Annotated in this window: 16 protein-coding genes; 5 read left to right on the plus strand and 11 right to left on the minus strand. The window is 73.3% G+C overall.

All coding sequences use genetic code 11. From position 1 onward, the window contains the following. Positions 1–146: 146 nt before the first annotated feature. Positions 147–1,178: a sporulation protein gene (locus tag ABD52_RS08610; RefSeq protein WP_047891459.1), complete on the minus strand. Its 1,032-nt coding sequence runs from the start codon at positions 1,176–1,178 to the stop codon at positions 147–149. Between the two features lie 401 nt (positions 1,179–1,579). Then, positions 1,580–2,965 carry a glycoside hydrolase family 6 protein gene (locus ABD52_RS08615; RefSeq protein ID WP_013283826.1) on the minus strand — a complete coding sequence of 462 codons (1,386 nt, stop codon included), beginning with the start codon at positions 2,963–2,965 and terminating at the stop codon, positions 1,580–1,582. A gap of 156 nt (positions 2,966–3,121) precedes the next feature. Between ABD52_RS08615 and ABD52_RS08620 the strand changes: the two genes are divergently transcribed. Further along, entirely contained in the window at positions 3,122–4,414 is a 1,293-nt protein-coding gene (locus ABD52_RS08620) for a GAF domain-containing protein (protein ID WP_047891460.1), read from the plus strand. 75 nt (positions 4,415–4,489) lie between these two features. Here the strand turns inward: ABD52_RS08620 and ABD52_RS08625 are convergent, their stop codons facing one another. The 3 genes from ABD52_RS08625 to ABD52_RS08635 all read right to left on the minus strand — a co-directional run bounded on the left by ABD52_RS08625 (position 4,490) and on the right by ABD52_RS08635 (position 6,885). After that, positions 4,490–4,687, minus strand: coding sequence for a hypothetical protein (locus ABD52_RS08625; RefSeq protein WP_013283824.1), 198 nt, complete (start codon positions 4,685–4,687; stop codon positions 4,490–4,492). 138 nt (positions 4,688–4,825) lie between these two features. Continuing rightward, positions 4,826–5,893, minus strand: a complete 1,068-nt coding sequence (locus ABD52_RS08630) for a DUF2855 family protein (protein WP_047891461.1) — start codon at positions 5,891–5,893, stop codon at positions 4,826–4,828. A gap of 86 nt (positions 5,894–5,979) precedes the next feature. Next, on the minus strand, positions 5,980–6,885 hold the full coding sequence (locus ABD52_RS08635; RefSeq protein ID WP_013283822.1) for an oxidoreductase: 906 nt from the start codon (positions 6,883–6,885) through the stop codon (positions 5,980–5,982). 133 nt (positions 6,886–7,018) lie between these two features. On the opposite strand from ABD52_RS08635, the gene ABD52_RS08640 reads away from it, so the two are divergent. Beyond that, positions 7,019–7,897 (plus strand): helix-turn-helix transcriptional regulator, encoded by an 879-nt coding sequence (locus tag ABD52_RS08640; protein ID WP_047891462.1) that lies wholly within the window; start codon positions 7,019–7,021, stop codon positions 7,895–7,897. Positions 7,898–7,912: 15 nt separating this feature from the next. Here ABD52_RS08640 and ABD52_RS08645 read toward each other — a convergent pair whose 3' ends face one another. Next, entirely contained in the window at positions 7,913–8,389 is a 477-nt protein-coding gene (locus tag ABD52_RS08645; protein ID WP_047891463.1) for a TspO/MBR family protein, read from the minus strand. 134 nt (positions 8,390–8,523) lie between these two features. On the opposite strand from ABD52_RS08645, the gene ABD52_RS08650 reads away from it, so the two are divergent. The 3 genes from ABD52_RS08650 (at position 8,524) to ABD52_RS08660 (ending at position 11,217) form a co-directional block, all read left to right on the plus strand. Continuing rightward, on the plus strand, positions 8,524–9,681 hold the full coding sequence (locus ABD52_RS08650) for a peptidoglycan DD-metalloendopeptidase family protein (protein WP_047891464.1): 1,158 nt from the start codon (positions 8,524–8,526) through the stop codon (positions 9,679–9,681). A gap of 175 nt (positions 9,682–9,856) precedes the next feature. Next, a complete protein-coding gene (locus ABD52_RS08655; RefSeq protein WP_030272838.1) occupies positions 9,857–10,654 on the plus strand; it encodes a trypsin-like serine protease in 798 nt (265 codons plus the stop codon). Positions 10,655–10,776: 122 nt separating this feature from the next. Beyond that, entirely contained in the window at positions 10,777–11,217 is a 441-nt protein-coding gene (locus ABD52_RS08660) for a hypothetical protein (RefSeq protein ID WP_047891465.1), read from the plus strand. Between the two features lie 7 nt (positions 11,218–11,224). Here ABD52_RS08660 and ABD52_RS08665 read toward each other — a convergent pair whose 3' ends face one another. The 5 genes from ABD52_RS08665 to ABD52_RS08685 are packed head-to-tail and all read right to left on the minus strand — an operon-like array spanning position 11,225 to position 16,355. After that, on the minus strand, positions 11,225–11,935 hold the full coding sequence (locus ABD52_RS08665; protein WP_047891466.1) for an ABC transporter ATP-binding protein: 711 nt from the start codon (positions 11,933–11,935) through the stop codon (positions 11,225–11,227). Further along, the gene (locus ABD52_RS08670) at positions 11,932–12,900 is read right to left on the minus strand and encodes an ABC transporter ATP-binding protein (RefSeq protein WP_047891467.1); all 969 of its coding nucleotides are present in this window, start codon (positions 12,898–12,900) and stop codon (positions 11,932–11,934) included. Before ABD52_RS08670 ends, ABD52_RS08665 begins: the two co-directional genes overlap by 4 nt. Beyond that, positions 12,897–13,763, minus strand: coding sequence for an ABC transporter permease (locus ABD52_RS08675; RefSeq protein ID WP_013283814.1), 867 nt, complete (start codon positions 13,761–13,763; stop codon positions 12,897–12,899). The genes ABD52_RS08670 and ABD52_RS08675 overlap by 4 nt, the downstream gene beginning before the upstream one ends. Then, entirely contained in the window at positions 13,756–14,760 is a 1,005-nt protein-coding gene (locus tag ABD52_RS08680) for an ABC transporter permease (RefSeq protein ID WP_047891468.1), read from the minus strand. The genes ABD52_RS08675 and ABD52_RS08680 overlap by 8 nt, the downstream gene beginning before the upstream one ends. After that, entirely contained in the window at positions 14,757–16,355 is a 1,599-nt protein-coding gene (locus ABD52_RS08685; RefSeq protein WP_047891486.1) for an ABC transporter substrate-binding protein, read from the minus strand. The genes ABD52_RS08680 and ABD52_RS08685 overlap by 4 nt, the downstream gene beginning before the upstream one ends. Positions 16,356–16,414: the final 59 nt, after the last annotated feature.

Genomic DNA, 16,414 nt, shown 5'->3' on the forward strand with positions numbered 1-16,414 from the left:
CGGCCCGGAGAGGTTTCCGGGCCGCCGGACGGTGGGCTACTTGATGCCGGTCAGGGCGGCCAGGGCGTTGGCGGTCCGGAAGCACGGGTTACGGCCCAGGTCGCCGACGGTGGTGATGGTGGAAGGCGTCCGTGAGGAGGAGTGGTTCACGCCTCTTCGTCGCCGCCCTCGTCGTCGCCGAAGGAGTCGAAGACCTCGTCGGCGACCATGCCGCCGGCGAAGCCGAGAGCGGCGCCGCCGACCACGCCCGCGGCGACCGCGCCCATGCCGGGACCACCGTGACGCTCCTGGTGGTGCTCCTCCTTGTAGTGCCCGCCGGGGTGACCGTACGCGGCGTGCCCGTAGCCGGGCGCGCCGTAGCCCTGGGCGGGCGGGGCGTAGCCGTGGCCGGTGTGCAGGCTCTGGTAGCCGTCGAGGGCCTGGCGGACCCAGGTGTCGACCTGCGCGGCCCAGTCGACGCGGTCGGCGTCGGCGTGCGCGGCGTGGTAGCGGCCGTACGAGTCGTGGCCGCCGGTGAACAGGCCACCGCGCTTGTCGAACTCCAGCACCACGTCGACGCCGTGCTCGCTCGCGACGAAGGTCAGCTCGACCTCGTTGACGCCGTGGGCGTACTGCGCGGCGGCGTAGTACTCGATCTCCTGGTAGAACGGCAGGCTCTGGTGCAGCCCGGAGATGTGCCCGCGTTCCAGGTCGGCGCCCTTGAACCCGAAGCCGAGCCGGCCGAACGCCTCGAGGATGCGCTCCTGCACCGGCAGCGGGTGCACGTACACCGGGTCCAGGTCGCCCTTGTCGATCGCGCCGCGGATCGCCACCTCGGTGCGCAGGCCCATGGTCATACCGTGCAGATGCTGCCCATACAGGTCGGTCACCGGGGTCTCCCACGGCATCGCCACCTGGAACGGCAGCGACAACTGCTGACCCTCGCGCAGGTGCAGACCACCCGCGACCTGTACGCGGTGGAACTCGACGAGGGCGTCGTACTCCTCCTCCGCGCCGTCGATCTCCACCCGGGTGACCAGCCCGACGGTGATGTGGTCGATCTCCACGTCATGACTGCCGCCGGTCAGGTTCACCTGCCCGCCCAGCATCAGTCCCGGGCGGGTGCTCGGATTGGACAGGACCGTATCGACGCTGGGGCCGCCCACCCCGAACGCGCCCAGCATCTTCTTGAACACCACGAACCTCTCCCTCGACGACCGCCGTACGCGCGACACGAGGACCGTGAAACTTTCACGTGAAACCCTTGTGCCACAACGAGATCAACGGCGTCCATAATGGAAGCCGTTGAGCGGGGAAGCTACCAACGCCACCTGAGAAGTAGCTGAGTGAATCCAGTCGGTTACCCTCCGGCACCGGGGTGGAGTGCCGCCACGGCTCGCATGGCGACGTCGACGGAGGCCTGAAGGTCCTCGCGGCTCGCGCCGGCGTGGATCCGACACGCGTACCAGAACCGCGAGGAGCTGGCCCGCAACCTGAGGCGGGCACGGCGGTTCGTGAATCCGTTGCGGACAGCAGCGGCGAAGTGAGAGGCCCGGCGCGGAGAACGATCCTCCGCGCCGGGCCCCGGGGTCGGTTCCGGTCAGGCGGCGCAGGTGGCGGTGGCGCCCTGGCCGGTGCCGGTGCCCTGGAAGCCGAAGTTGGTCGTCTGGCCGGCGCCGACCTGCCCGTTGTAGCCCACGTTCGTGAACCGGACGGTGCCGCTGGTGCCGCTGGCCTGGGCGTTCCAGGTGCCGGTGATCGCGGCGCCGCCGGGCAGCGCGACGGTGACGGTCCAGCCGTTGATGGCCGCGGAGCCCGCGGTGACGTTCACGCTCGCGGTGAAGCCGCCGTTCCACTGGTTGATCGCGACCGCCGCGGAGCAGCCGTTACCGGCCGGCGGCGGCGTGGTCGGCGGCGCCGTGGTGGGCGGCGCGGTCGTCGGCGGAGCCGTGGTCGGCGGCGCGGTCGTCGGCGGGTTGGTCGTCGGCGGCGCGGTCGTGGGCGGGTTGGGCGCGCCGTTGGCCAGGCTGAAGGCCAGGTCCGGCTGGAACGAACCGGCCGTGTAGCGGCAGCCGTCCGCCTCACCCGGGGGCTTCACCCAGAGGTACGCGTCGATGTTGGCGTCGCCGGTGTTCGTCGTCGGGTACTGCCCGATGCGCCGGTCGGTGTTGTCGTCGGCGCACCAGTCCCCGGCGGCTCCCCCGTTGCGGCTGGTGTCGATGACCTGCCGCTTGCCGGAGATGCCCATGCCGTTGAGCGCGGAGATGACGGCCCGGCCGAAGTTCGCCTCACTGGAGGTGGGGTTGAAGTTCGACACGTTGGTGAAGAAGCCGTCGGCGTACTGCACGCCGGCCGCGCGGAGCCGGTTGGCAGTGTCGTTGGCGCTGTTCCAGGTCGAGTGGCCGCCGTCGAGGTACACCTTGGCGTTGGGGTTGGCCGACTTGATGGTCTGGGTGGCCGTGGTGAGCGCCTGGTTGCGGGCGTTCAGCTCGCCGGTGCTCAGGCAGGTCTGGAGCGCGAGCGAGTCGGTCTCCAGGATGATCAGGACGGTCTGGTTGCCGAGTCCGCGGGCGAAGTTGGACACCCAGGTCTGGTACTGGTTGAGGTCCGGCGCCCCGCCGGCGCTGGCGCCGCCGCAGTCCCGGTTGGTGATCTCGTACACCGACAGCACCGGGATCTGCTGCGCCGCGTTGGCGGCGCCGATGAAGCTGGAAACCTCGGACTGGATGGTCGACGGGTTGAAGTTGGCGTACCAGCGCGCCTGCGGCTGGCTGGCGATCTTGTCGCGGATGACGGCGGCGCGCGAGTCGCCGGGGTTGGCGGCGACCCAGCGGACGACCGCCGAGGACGGGTCGCGGTAGAGCGATCCGGACACCGTGCCGGCGGATGCGCCACCGACGGCGAAACCGACGCCGGCCGCGGCGAGGCCCGCGACGGCGGCCACGCTGATGGCCGCTGATCTGCGGCGGGACGAGAGGATAGCCACGTCGTGTTTCCTCCTGATCACATAGACGTATCTAAGTTCATGGGAGCGTTCCCACGACGGTAGCGGAGGCGGGCGTCGATGCCAAGATGTGAACGTCGGCCACTGCCCCGTAATCTGGCGACGGTCGACGAAGCCTGCGTGGGAGGAAGACCAGGCATGACGGCGCTACCAGGCCAGCATCTGCCCACGGCGGATCCGTCGGTCACCGGGCGGCCCGCGGACGAGGATCTGCGGACGCTGTTCGGCAAGTCCATCGCCGTCTTCGCGGCGCTCGCCGGGCCGACACACGTGGTGGAGGCGGCGAACCCGGCGTTCTTCACCGCCATCGGCGAGGAACGCGCCCGCACCGGGGTCGCGCTCGCCGAGCTGATGCCGGAACTGGACGGCCAGGGCTTCATCGCCCTGCTGGACGAGGTCTACCGCACGGGCGAGTCCTACACCGGCCACGACGCCCGGATCATGCTCGGCACCGGGTCGCAGGCGCGGGAGGCGTTCTTCGACTTCACCTACGAGGCGCGCCGCGACGCCGACGGCACGGTGACCGGGATCCGCGTGATCGGGGTGGAGACCACGCAGGTCAAGCACGCGCAACGGCTGATGGCCGAACACCGCGCGATGCTGGAGCAGATCGCCCGGCAGGCGCCGCTGGCCGAGGTGCTCGACGGGATGGCCCGCTGCATCGAGAACCTCGCGCCGCAGGAGGTGCTCGTCTCCGTCCTGCTCGCCGACGCCGACGGCCTGCACCTGCGCCACGGCGCCGCGCCCAGCCTGCCCGACTTCTACAACCAGGCCATCGACGGGATCGCCACCGGCGAGGGTGTCGGCTCGTGCGGCACCGCCGCGCACCGGCGCGAGCCGGTCATCGTCACCGACATCGCCACCGACCCGTTCTGGGCCGACTTCCGCGACCTGGCCGAGCGGGCCGGGCTCGCCGCCTGCTGGTCCACGCCGATCCTCGCCCGCGACGGCAGCCTGCTCGGCACCTTCGCCATGTACCACCGCACCCCGCGCGTCCCGCGCGACGCCGACCTGGCGCTCGCCCGGGTCTTCACCGGCACCGCCGCCCTGGCCATCGAACGCCACCACATCGAACAGGCGAAGGCCGAAGCGGACGCCCGCGCCCGGGCCGCCCACGACGAGCTGGCACGGGTGGTGCGGGCGGAACGGGAACTACGGGCCGAGGCGGAACAGCGTGCCGCCGCGGCGGCGGAACTCACCGCCCGGCTGCGCGCCGCCGCAGCCGCGCAGGCCGCCACTCCCCGCCCCGAACGGTGTCAGCTCGGCGGCGGCGACGGCTGCACGGCACCCGCCGAGATCAAGATCGCTGACTCGTGGGGTGACTCGGCGTGGGGCTGCCCGCTCCACGTCGAGGAGGCAATCATCAACGTGCGTTCGGTCTTCATCGCCAACGAGGAACTCGGCGGCCTGGCCGCCTACCTGAACCGCTGACCACTCGACCGCGCCCGGCGACACCATCAAGGGGACCGGTGCGCACGGCCGGGGCCGTCACGCCCGGCTGACGGCCTAGCGCCCGTCGGGCGCGCCGGCCGGCTCGCGAGCGGGTTGCGCCGCGGCGAACGGGCTCCGCAGACGGGTCATGGATTCGGCGCTGACGTCCGCGATCGGACTGCGCTCGTCGTCGGTGGCTCCGACCCCCTCCACACGGAAGGGGTTCAGGGCGAACGTGTTGTCGGGCACGAAGTGCTCCAAGGGAATCTGCACGGCAGCGCTCGACTCAGTCGTCGCGGCTGGGAAACCGTGGGAGAAGCAGGGGGTGGCGATCAGTCATCGGTACCCCGCGTCGTCAGCCTAGCGCGCATCGGCCGGGCGGGCGCGCCACGGCCGGAATCGGCGACGGGCTCAGAGCTGGACGACGTGCCCCACCCGGGGCGGTGTGCGGCCCGCGAGGACGTCGAGCCACGCGTCCCGCAGCGCCTCCGGACCGGCGCCGACCCGCACGTCGAGCCATCCGTTCACCACCCGGGAGAACCGCTGCCAGGCGTCGGCGAACCGCTCGTCGAGGCCGTCGCGACCCCAGTCCTGGCTCCGCTTGCGGATGCGCACCGGCGCGAAGAAGACCTCCCCGGCGGCACCCGCGTTGGGCGTCTGCTGGGTGAGTCCGACGGCGATGTCCCGGACCAGCAGGTCGCCGAGGTGCGCACGCAGGGCGGCGCGGGTGGCGGGTGAACCGGACAGGTCGAGATAGACGGTCGGTACGGCGTCGAGCGCGCCGATCTCGTCGTAGGAGAGGACCTCGTCGTAGCAGCCCAGCGACCTGGTGAAGGCGAGGTTGCCCCGCGAGGTGAGCCCGATCAGGCGTGGGCCGCGGCCGTACAGTTCGAACGCGGTGGCGTACGCCGTCTTGCTCGACGCGGACGACAGCACCAGCGACCGCGCGCCGTAGGCGTCCTCGTCGATCACCTGGTCGGCGAGCATGAACGAGGTGAAGAACAGCGGCCGGAACAGGATCAGCAGGTCCTCCTGCTCCGCCCGGTAGGCGGGGTCGCCGGTGGTCGACCGGTAGGAGTTGTACGGCGACGGCAGGCCGGCCCGGTGCGCGCTCGCGTCGCGGAACCCGGACCCGTCCACCCGGTCCGGGCGTACCACCAGGTGGCCCGCGGGCGGCAGGTAGCCGTAGACCCGGTGTCCCGGCTCGACGCCGGACACTGTGGACGCGACCACCTCGGCGAAGCCCCACAGCGGCGGGAGGCCCCACCGGTCGTCGAGTCCTCGGGGCTGCGGCGGGAAGAACTCCCAGTAGCGCATCGCCTCACCGAGCACCGCATACGTCACGTTGTTGGCGGTCAGGCCGACGCGGTCCACGCGCAGCAGCGCCTCCCCGTCGGCGAGGTCGGACACAGCGCCGTCGACGAGTGTGGTGCGAGCGAGGTCGTCACGGGCCACAGCGAACGTCCACGAGTCAGCCATGGCCTGACGCTAGGCAGCCGGGAAACCGGAGACAAGTGCACTGGGAGTGCAAAATCCCACTCGACGCATCGTTGCGCACCGCCGGTTCAGAGGTAACGAACACCCGTCAGCTCCGCCGCCGCAGCCCAGAGGCGCTGACCGACAGCCGGGTCGGCGGCCTGCCGGTTCAGCCGCGCCTCGGCCACCGGACCCCAGGTCTCGAAGAGCCGGGACGGGCCGAAGAACTGGCCGCCGCGTACCTCCGGGTCGGTCGCCGCCCGCAACTGCGGCAGGGCGCCCTGCTCGACCGGCTGGGTGGCGAGCAGGCCCAGCCGCCCGATCATTCGTCCCAGCCGGCCCCGGTGTTCCCAGGCCCGCGGCGTGAGGTTGCTGCGGGTGAGACCGGGATGCGCCAGCGCGCTGACGATCGGCAATCCGGCCGCGCGCACGCGACGGTCCAGCTCGACGCCGAAGACGGTGGTGGCGAGCTTCGAGCGGCCGTACGCGGCGGAGGCCCGGTAGTCGCGCTCGGACATCAGGTCGCCGAAGTCGAGCCGCGCGTTGCGGTGGGTGAGCGAGCTGAGGCTCACCACCCGCGCCGCCCGTGCCCCGGCGAGGGCGTCCAGCAGCAGGCCGGTCAGCGCATACGGGCCCAGCATGTTGGTGGCGAACTGGAGCTCGAAGCCGTCGGCGGAGGTACGGCGCGGGCCGAGCAGCACCACACCGGCGTTGTTCACCAGCAGGTCGATCGTCGGGTGGTCGGCGGTCAGCTTCGCGGCGAACGCGCGTACCGATTCGAGGCGGGCCAGGTCCAGCTCGCGTACCTCGGTGTCGCCGCCGATCCGGCCGGCGGCCTGCCGGCCGGCGGCGGTGTTCCGCACGGCCAGCACGACGTGGGCGCCACGGCGGGCCAGTTCGGTGGCGGTGACCAGGCCGAGGCCCGAGTTCGCTCCGGTCACGACGGCGACCCGGCCGCGCTGGTCGGGGATGCGGTCGGCGGTCCATCCGGTCATCTGCTGCTCCTCGGGTACGGCGGTTCGTGTCGAGCGATGACGCTAGGAGCGTTCCGGCCCGGCTCGGTCGTTCGCGGTTGCCTAGGTCCGCGGGACCTACCCTGGGCGGGCGGCGTCGCGGCAGACTGGCGGCATGAGCAGCCCGCATCCGTACGCACGCGAGCTGGGCGCCTTCCTGCGCGCCCGGCGCGGCCGACTGCGCCCGCGCGACGTCGGCCTGGAGCCGGGCGGCCGGCGCAAGGTGACCGGCCTGCGGCGGGAGGAACTGGCCCTGCTGGCCGGGCTGAGCACCGACTACTACCAGCGGATGGAGCAGGGCCGGGAGGTACGCCCCTCGGACGACGTCCTGGACGCGCTCGCCGGCGCCCTCGGCTTGGACGACACCGAACGCCGGCACCTGTTCACGCTGGCCCGGGCCGCCCGGCGGCCGGTGCCCGCCCGCGTCGACCGGGAGCCGGAGCGGGTGCCGGACGGCACCCGGCGGCTGCTGCGGGTGATGGACACGCCGGCTGTCGTCCTCGGCCGGCATCTGGACCTGCTCGACTGGAACCCGATGGCGCAGGCGCTGCTCGGCGACCCGGCGGACCACCCGCCCGGCCGGCTCAACATGCTCCTGCTGCTGTTCGACGACGCGCTGACCGGGGGACGGAGCTGCCCGGACTGGGAGCGGCAGGCGCTCGACTACATCGGCATGCTCCGCGCCGCCGTCGCCGACGACCCGACCCATCCCCGCGCCACCGCGATCGTCGGCGAGCTGAGCATCCGCAGCGCGGAGTTCCGGCGGCTGTGGGCACGGCACGACGTCCGCGCCTCGGTGAGCGGCACGAAGACGTTCCGGGTACCAGGACTGGGCGACATCGTCCTGGACTGGGACACCTATCCGCTGCCGGGCAGTCCCGGCCCGGTCATGCTCGTCTTCACCGCCGAGCCGGGCAGCCCGGACGCGGATCGGCTGCGGCTCCTGGCGTCGTGGCGCGCGACCCGCCCGGCGTCCGCCGACGGCCGACCTTGATCAGCGGAACGCCGGTCACCGTCCCCGGTTGAGGCCGACGATCGCGCCGTTGAGCGCGGTGGCGAAGAGGGTCCACGCGACGTACGGGGCGAGCGCCGCCCCGGCGGGACGGTCGGTGCGCGCCGCGCGGCGCAGCAGCACCAGGTTGGACGCGTTGAGCGCGGCGATCTCGGCCAGCGCGGCGCCAGGCTTGCGGGCGCCGAAGAACAGGGCGGTCCAGCCGGCGTTGAGCGCCAGGTTGAGCGCGTAGCCGCGGGCGAACGCGGCGCGCTCGGGCCCCTCGGAGCGGTCCAGCGCCCGCGCACCGGCGACCGCGATCAGCCCGTACAGCGGGGTCCAGACGAGGGGGAACGCGGCCGACGGCGGCTGCCAGGCGGGCTTGCGCAGATGGCGGTACCAGCGCGACGAGGTGCCGGTGGAGGTGGCGGCGGCGCCCGCGGCGGCGGTCGCGGTGACTGCTGCCGCGGTCTTGACCAGGGTCGGTACTCGCATACCGCTCAGCTACCCGGCCAGCCGCGAATCAACCCGACGCACAGATCCTTCACCGGAGCATGCGGAACTCGTAGACAATTTTCATGCCCTTCGATAGCCTCGCCATTCAGTGACGCTTGTCGATAGGAGTCCCCATGCGACGGCTCGTGCTCTCCTTCACGCTGGCGGCGATCGGCGCCTGGGCCGTGGTGCCGGCCCCGGCCTCGGCCGCGCCCCGCCCGGCACCCGCGCCCGTCACCGACGCGGTGACCGCGAAACTCCTCGGCCAGGCCGACGCCGCGACCCGGACCGCCGGGCCGCAGCGGACCCGGGTCACCGTCACCCGGGCGAGCGGCGGATGGGCCTTCGGCACCGCGGTGCTGCTGGCGGACCGGTCCCGGGACGCGCACCCCACCGGGTCGGTCTTCCTCGCGCGGGCCGAGGGCAAGGGCTGGACCGTCGCCTTCGACGGCGAGGCGTCGTTCGGTGACCTGGCCGCCGCGTCACCGCTGGTGAGCAAGGACGAGAAGGCGGTGTTCACCACGCCCGTCGCACCGATGTACGCGGGGAGCGACTTCCGGACCGGCATGGCGCTGCCCTTCGCGGTCGGGCAGACGTGGACGCTCACCGGCGGGCCGCACGGCTGGGGCGGCGGCGCGCCGTGGAGTTCCGTCGACCTCGCCGGCGGCGACCAGGTGGTCCGGGCCGCGCGGGCCGGAACCGCGTACACGATGTGCACCGGGTGGATCCGGGTCATCCACGACCGGGGCTACTCGACCGACTACTACCACCTGTGGAGCAGCATCTCGGTGAACGGCGCCGCCGTCGGGCAGGGCGCGTACCTCGGCTACACCGGCACCGACGTCACCTGCGGCGGCTCCGCCACCGGCCGGCACGTGCACTTCGGGCTGCGGCAGAACTCGGTCTACGTCCCGATCGCCGGGCACGGCATCGGCAAGTGGGACTTCGTCAACGGCGCCGGCGAGTACCAGGGTGGCGCCCGGCACGGATCCGCCTTCGCGGGCGTGGGCGGCGCCGTCTACAACTACGGCGCGCTCGGCTTCAACCAGGGAGTCGTCGACGCGAACGGCGGCGGCACGCTGACCCGGCGCTCCGGTCCCGGAACCGGGTACGGCGTCCTCGGATCGCTCGCGGACGGCGCCACGGCCACCGTCTCCTGCTCCGCCAACGGCACCTCGCACACCGGCCGGTACGGCACCACCGCGTTGTGGGACCGGCTCAGCGACGGCAGCTGGGTGTCCGACGCCTACCTGTCCACCGGTGTCAACGGGCCGATCAACGGCTGGTGCTGACCCCGGACTCCCGTCGTCCGGCGCGCGCCGGTGCCGAGCACGGCGCCGGCGCGCGCGGCGTATGACACAGACGGGATGCCCACATCCATTGCAGTTCATCGATGAACGTCCATAAGCTCCTGCCACCTCGAGTGCGGCCTGGCCGGGCGGCACACAGTCGATGTCGGGAGGGACCATGGTCCGTTGGCGTAGATTCCTCGGCCGGATGGCGGCCGTGTTGGCAGTGGTCACCGCGGGAGCGGTCACGATGGTGGCGCCGGCCGGAGCGGCCCCGGCCGGGGACATGACGCCGTACGTCGTCGGCGGCACCCGGGCCGCGCAGGGCGAGTTCCCGTTCATGGTCCGGCTCTCGATGGGCTGCGGCGGAGCGCTCTACAGCCCGCGACTGGTCCTCACCGCCGCGCACTGCGTCGGCCGCACCGGCGCCAACACCAGCATCACCGCCACCCTGGGCGTGGTGGACCTCCAGTCCTCCAGCCGGATCCAGGTCCGCTCCAACTACGTCTACCGCGCCCCCGGTTACAACGGCAACGGCGACGACTGGGCGCTGATCCGGCTCGCCTCCCCGGTCACCTCGCTCGCCACGCTCAAGATCGCGACCAGCACGGCGTACGACAACGGCACCTTCACGGTGGCCGGCTGGGGCGCCGCGCGGGAGGGCGGCGCACAGCAGCGCTACCTGCTCAAGGCCAGCGTGCCGTTCGTCGACGACACCACCTGCAACCGCTACTACGGCGGTGACGTCATTCCCGGCGAGGAGATCTGCGCCGGGTACGCCAGCGGCGGTGTCGACACCTGCCAGGGTGACTCGGGTGGCCCGATGTTCCGCCGGGACGCCGCCAACGCCTGGATTCAGGTGGGCATCGTGAGCTGGGGCAACGGCTGCGCCCGCCCCAACTACCCCGGCGTCTACACCCAGGTCAGCACGTTCGCCTCGGCGATCCAGTCCGCCGCCGCGAGTCTGGGCGGCTGACAGCGCGGGGCGCGGTGGCCCGGTCGCGGCGCAGCGGCCGGGTCACCGCCACGTCCGTACGGCCGGTCCGCGGCACCGTCGCCTGTGCACGTGGATGGGGGTGACTGCTACCTTCCGGACGCATGGACGACTCCCCTCGCTGGTACCGCCCCGCCCCCGACGCGCTGCTCCTGGTCGGCAGCGCCACCGCGCTGCTCGGCTACCTGATCCCTTGGTTCCGCGCCAGCCGCCTCCATCAGTGGTCGTACTCGGGCTGGACCTACCTGGAGGCCGAGGGCGGTTGGACCTGGCTGGTCGTGGTGTCCCTGGTGATCGCCGTCCTCGCCGGTCTCTGGGCCGGGCGGAGCGTGGCGTGCGCCAAGCTCGCGGTCGGCGCGGCGGTGGCCGGGATGTTCCTCGCCGGTGCGGTGGTCGCGGTGAGCCTGGGCGCGCTGCCGGAGCGCGACAGCATCAACTGGGTCGGTGAGCTGCCCTTCGGGATGGGGATGCCGCTCATGGCCGTCGGATTCGGGGCCGTCGTCGCCGGGGCGCTGGGCGTCGTACGCCGCCCGGTGCAGGAGTGACGCGACGTCACGCCGCCGGCAGGTCCACCACCCGGGTGGCCCAGCGGGCCATCAGCGCCGGGTCGTGGGTGATGACCAGGACCCCGGCTCCCTGCCGGCGCTGGTAGTCGGTGACGACGGCGGCGACGTGCGCCTGGGTGGAGGCGTCGAGCATCGCGGTCGCCTCGTCGCAGAGCAGGTAGTCCGGCCGATGCACCAGGGCGCGGGCCAGGCATGCGCGTTGCAGTTGCCCGTCGCTCACCGCGTGCGGCCGGCGGGTCAGCAGGTCGGCGGTGAGGCCGACCAGGTCGGCCAGTTCCGCCGTACGGGCGGCCCCCTGCTCGCGTGATGTGCCGGTGGCGCGTAGCGGCTCGGCGATGATGTCGGCGAGGCTGAGCCGCGGGTCGGTGGCGGCGCGCGGGCTCTGGAACAGGATCGCGACGCGGGTGCGCAGGTGCGCCGGCAGGCGGTGGCGGACGCCGCCGAGCGGTTGACCGTCGATCGTGACGTGACCGCCGTCCGGGGCGTGCAGCAGGGCGAGGACGCGGGCCAGAGTGGACTTGCCGCTGCCCGAGGGGCCGCGCAGTCCGACCGTCTCGCCCGGGGCGACGTGCAGGTCGACCCGGTCGAGGACGCGCTGCCCGCCGTACGCGACGGAGACCTGGTGCGCGGCGAGCCCGGCGGCCGGCGCGGCGCCCGGGGCGGCGGCGTCGGTGGCGCCGGGAACCGTGAGCGTCATGCCGGTACCTCCTCGCGCAGCGGGTGGTGGCAGGCGACCCGGCCCTCGCCGTCGGCGGCGAGGCGGGGCAGGGCGTCGCAGGTGCCGGTGGCGCGGGCGCAGCGCGGGGCGAAGGCGCAGCCGCCCGGCAGGTCGGTGAGCGCCGGCGGGTGGCCGGGTACCGGAACGAAGGCGCGGTCGGGCAGCGCATCGAGCAGACCGGCGGTGTACGGGTGGGCCGGGCCGTCGAACAGCGCCTCGGTGGGGCGGTGTTCGACGATGCGGCTGGCGTACATCACGGCGACGGTGTCCGCGACGCGGCGCGCGGCGGTCAGGTCGTGCGTGATGAGCAGGACGGCGGCACCGGTGTCGCAGCGGCGGCGCAGCAGATCCAGCGTGTGGTCGACGAGCGGCCGGTCCAGGCCGGTGGTGGGTTCGTCGGCGAGCAGCACCGGCGGGTCGGGCGCGAGGGCGAGCGCGGTGGCGAGCCGCTGGGCCATGCCGCCGGACAGCTCGTGCGGGTACCGGTTCAGGTCGGCCGGGTCGAGACCCACGTCGGCGGCTATCCGGGCGGCGGCGGCCGGCGCGTCGCGGCGGCTGTGTCCGTGGGCGCGCAGCGTCTCCTCCAGCAGCTTCCGCCCGGTACGCACCGGGGTGAGCGCGGTGGCGGGGCTCTGCGGGACGAGGCCCACGCCCCGGCCGCGTACGTGCCGGGCGAGGTGCCGCTCCCCCGCGCCGATCAGGTCGGCCTCCTCGCGTCCCGGCGCGTGCAGGCGGGCCTGCCCGGTGACGGTGGCGTTGCGCGGCAGCAGGCCGAGCAGGGCGTGCGCGAGGACGGACTTGCCGCACCCGGACTCACCGACCACTGCGAGCAGCTCGCCGGGCCGCAGCGTGAGGCTCAGGTCGGTGACGGCGTGCACGACCGCGTCGCGCAGCCGGAAACGGACGGTCAGCCCGTCGACGGTCAGCAGCGCCGGGGCGGTCACAGGTGCAGCTCCGCTCGTACGCGCGGGTCGAGGCGGTCACGCCAGCGGCCGGTGAGCACGGCGAGCGCCAGCGTGGCCGCCACGAGCAGGAGGCCGGGGACGATGCTGGCCCACCAGGCGCCGGTGAGCAGCGACCGCTGCCCGTCGTTGATCATGTTGCCGATCGAGGCGAGGTGCGGGGGCAGGCCGAGGCCGAGGAACGACAGCGCGGTCTCGTGCCAGACGGCGTGCGGCACCATGAGCGTGGTCGCCAGCGCCAGGCGCGGCAGCACGTGCGGCAGCAGGTGCCGGGTGAGCACCCGGACGCGCCCCGCGCCGCCGGAGATCGCGGCGTCCACGAACGGCCGGTTGCGCAGGCTGAGCAGCTCGGAGCGGACGATCCGGGCGGTGGACAGCCAGTGCGTCAACGCGATGGACGCGATCACCGCGCCCAGGCTGGGACGCAGCATCGCCACGATGAAGATGCCCAGCAGCAGGTGCGGCAGCGCGGCGACGGTGTCCACGACGCGCATGAGCGCCCGGTCGACCCAGCCGCCGACGCTGCCGGCGACGGCGCCGACCAGGCCGCCGATGACCGCCGCGACGAGCGCGGCGACCGCGCCGACGAGCAGCGAGACGCGCAGGCCGTAGAGGCTGCGCAGAGCCACGTCGCGGCCGAGGTCGTCGGTGCCGGCCAGGTTCTCCGGCGAGGGCGCGAGCCGGGTACGGGAGAGGTCGACGGCGCTCTGGTCGAGCGGCCACAGGACCGGGGCGAGAAGCGCGGCGGCGACGACACCGGCGAGCACGACGACGGCGACGGTCGTGCCGACGCCGCCGGGGAGGCGCAGGCGCCGGACGCGCGCAGGGAGGGCGAGGTCAGTCATCGAGGCGTACCCGGGGGTCGGCGGCGGCGTAGGCGAGGTCGGTGACCAGGTTCGCGGTCAGCACCACGACGGTGGTGGCCAGCGTCGTGGCCGCGAGCAGCGGGAAGTCGGCACCCAGCGCGGCCTCGACGGTGACCGCGCCGAGGCCGGGCAGGGAGAACACGGTCTCCACCAGGACCGCGCCGCCGACGAGTTCGGGCAGGTGCGTGCCGACCAGGGTGAGGAACGGCAGCAGCGCGGTCCGCAGCGCGTGTCCGAACAGGACGACCCGGCCGGGGAGCCCTCGGGCGCGGGCGGCCAGGACGTGGTCGTCGCGCAGGCTCTCGGCGACCGCGTCGCGGACGAACAGCACGAACCACGGCGCCTGGGAGATCGCCAGCACCGTCACCGGGAGCACCAGGTGCCGGGCCACGTCGGCCGGGTCGGTGCCGGTGGCGGTGATGTCGGTGAGCCCGCCGGCGGGCAGCCACCCGAGGCTGAGGGCGAACACGGCGATCGCCGCGAGGCCGATCCAGAAAACCGGCATGGACTGCACGGCGTACGCGACGGCGCGCAGCGCCCTGTCGAACCAGCCGCCGCGCCGGTACGCGGCCAGCGTGCCCAGCAGCACGCTCGCCACCAGCACCAGGGCCAGCGCGGTGCCGACGAGCAGCAGCGTCCAGCCGGCCCGGGCCGCGAGCACCGAGGTGACCGGCTCGTGCCGGCTCGTCGACCAGCCCAGGTCGCCGCGTAGCAGGTTGCCGATCCAGCGGGCGTACTGCACCGGCAGCGGATCGTCGACGCCCCAGTTGGCGCGGATCTGCGCGAGGTTCTCCTCGCTGGTGGTGAACGCCGCCGCGCCCGCGTACTGCTGGGCCGGGTCGATCGGGGAGGCGGCGCCGAGGGCGAACATGCCCATGCTGGTGGCGGCCAGCACCGGTAGCGCCACCAGCAGCCGGCGCCGGACCACGGTGCCGGCCCCGGCCGGCCGCCGCCGACCGGTCACGGCTGCCGTCACGGCTTCTTCGTCCAGGTGTGCACGTTCCACCAGATGCTGTTGGCGACGTCGTGCTCGTGCGGCTCGACCCGCGGCGTCACCCCGGTCACGGCGTCCTTCAGCACGTAGGTGTGCCGGAGATAGGTGAGGAACACCCACGGCACGTCGGTGGCGAGCTGCTTCTGGAACGTGGCGTACGCGGCCTTACGGGCGGCCGGGTCGGCGTTGTCCCGGCCCTCCTGCAACGCGGCGTCGGTGACAGCCGAGCGGTACGAACCGGGGTTGAAGAAGCCCTGCCCGGCGAAGGCCGAGCTGAACAGCTTGTACGAGACGAAGTCCGGGTCGTACGGCGTGCCGTAGCCCATCATCAGCGCGTCGTCACCCATCCGCGGGGTGATCGCGTCCCAGGTCAGGCCCTCCGGCGTGACTTTGATGCCGACCTTCTTCGCGTCGGCGGTGACGGCCAGGGCCAGTTCCTTGCGCAGGCTGTCGGTGGCCGGGTACATGAGCGCGAACGCGGCCGGCCGCCCGTCCTTCACCCGGATGCCGTCCGGGCCGGGCTTCCACCCGGCGGCGTCCAGCGCGGCGGTCGCCGCGGCGGTGTCGGCGGCGGGCCTGCCGGCGATCGACGGCTCGGCGTATTCCGACGTGGGCGGCACCGGGCCGAACGCGGGTTCGCCCGCACCGCCGAGCACGCCTGTCACCATGGCCTGCCGGTCCACCGCGACGTTCAGCGCCTTCCGGATCGCGAGGTCGCCGGTGACCGGGTTGCCCATCGGCAGCATGACGCCCCGGTAGTCGGCGGTCGGCACCTTCTGCACCCGGTAGCCGTCCCGGCCCTCGAACCCGGACGCGAGCTTCGGCGCCAGCTCCGCCGCGTCGAACTCGCCGGCCCGCATCCGCTGGGCCCGGACGTTGTCGTCGGCGACGAACGCCACCACGACGCCGGAGTTCGCCGGCTTGCCGCCCCAGTACGTCTCGTTCGCCGCGAGCACGAGCCGGTCACCCGGGGTCCAGGACGTGAACCGGTACGGGCCGGTGCCGACCGGCTTGCGGTTGAACGACGCCTTGTTGACGTCCTGCCCGGCGAACGCCTTCGCCGGGACGATCCCCAGCGCCAGCCGTTGCAGGAACGGCGCGTACGCGTACTTCAGGGTGAACACGACCGTCGCCGGGTCGGGCGCGGTGACGGAGGCGAGCATGTCCAGATCGGACCGCAGCGTGGAGTCGACTCCCGGGTCGAGCACCGCCTGGTAGGTGAACACCACGTCCTGGGCGGTCAGCGGGCTGCCGTCGTGGAACAGCACACCCTCGCGCAGCTTCGCGGTGACTGTCTTCCCGTCCGCCGAGACGGCAGGCAGTTCACGGGCCAGTGCGGGCACCAGCTCGTTGCGGGCGTCCCGGGCGACCAGCCCGTCGAAGATCAGCGATGCGCCGTCGACGCCGTAGTTGAGCACCGGGTTGAGCGTGTCCGGCTCGCCCGCGGTGGCGACCACGAGCGTGTCCGCGCCCTTCGGGCCGCCTGTCGACGCCGTGGGCGACGAGCAACCGGCGGCGGCGAGCAGGGCGGCGGCGAGCACCGCGGCCACGCGTACGGGCTTGGGCCTGATCGCCACCGGCAACTCCTCGAACACTCGTCTGCGGGTGGCAGTGGGCGGGCGCTCCGGCGAGGATC

Source organism: Micromonospora sp. RV43, from assembly GCF_001029515.1.
Classification (GTDB): Bacteria; Actinomycetota; Actinomycetes; order Mycobacteriales; family Micromonosporaceae; genus Micromonospora; species Micromonospora aurantiaca.

Bases quoted from the DNA above. Each gene is read 5' to 3' on its own strand.
- ABD52_RS08620 (WP_047891460.1), top strand. From the start codon at position 3,122: ATGACGGCGCTACCAGGCCAGCATCTGCCCACGGCGGATCCGTCGGTC.
- ABD52_RS08630 (WP_047891461.1), bottom strand. From the start codon at position 5,893: ATGGCTGACTCGTGGACGTTCGCTGTGGCCCGTGACGACCTCGCTCGC.
- ABD52_RS08635 (WP_013283822.1), bottom strand. From the start codon at position 6,885: ATGACCGGATGGACCGCCGACCGCATCCCCGACCAGCGCGGCCGGGTC.
- ABD52_RS08640 (WP_047891462.1), top strand. From the start codon at position 7,019: ATGAGCAGCCCGCATCCGTACGCACGCGAGCTGGGCGCCTTCCTGCGC.
- ABD52_RS08645 (WP_047891463.1), bottom strand. From the start codon at position 8,389: ATGCGAGTACCGACCCTGGTCAAGACCGCGGCAGCAGTCACCGCGACC.
- ABD52_RS08650 (WP_047891464.1), top strand. From the start codon at position 8,524: ATGCGACGGCTCGTGCTCTCCTTCACGCTGGCGGCGATCGGCGCCTGG.
- ABD52_RS08655 (WP_030272838.1), top strand. From the start codon at position 9,857: ATGGTCCGTTGGCGTAGATTCCTCGGCCGGATGGCGGCCGTGTTGGCA.
- ABD52_RS08660 (WP_047891465.1), top strand. From the start codon at position 10,777: ATGGACGACTCCCCTCGCTGGTACCGCCCCGCCCCCGACGCGCTGCTC.
- ABD52_RS08665 (WP_047891466.1), bottom strand. From the start codon at position 11,935: ATGACGCTCACGGTTCCCGGCGCCACCGACGCCGCCGCCCCGGGCGCC.
- ABD52_RS08675 (WP_013283814.1), bottom strand. From the start codon at position 13,763: ATGACTGACCTCGCCCTCCCTGCGCGCGTCCGGCGCCTGCGCCTCCCC.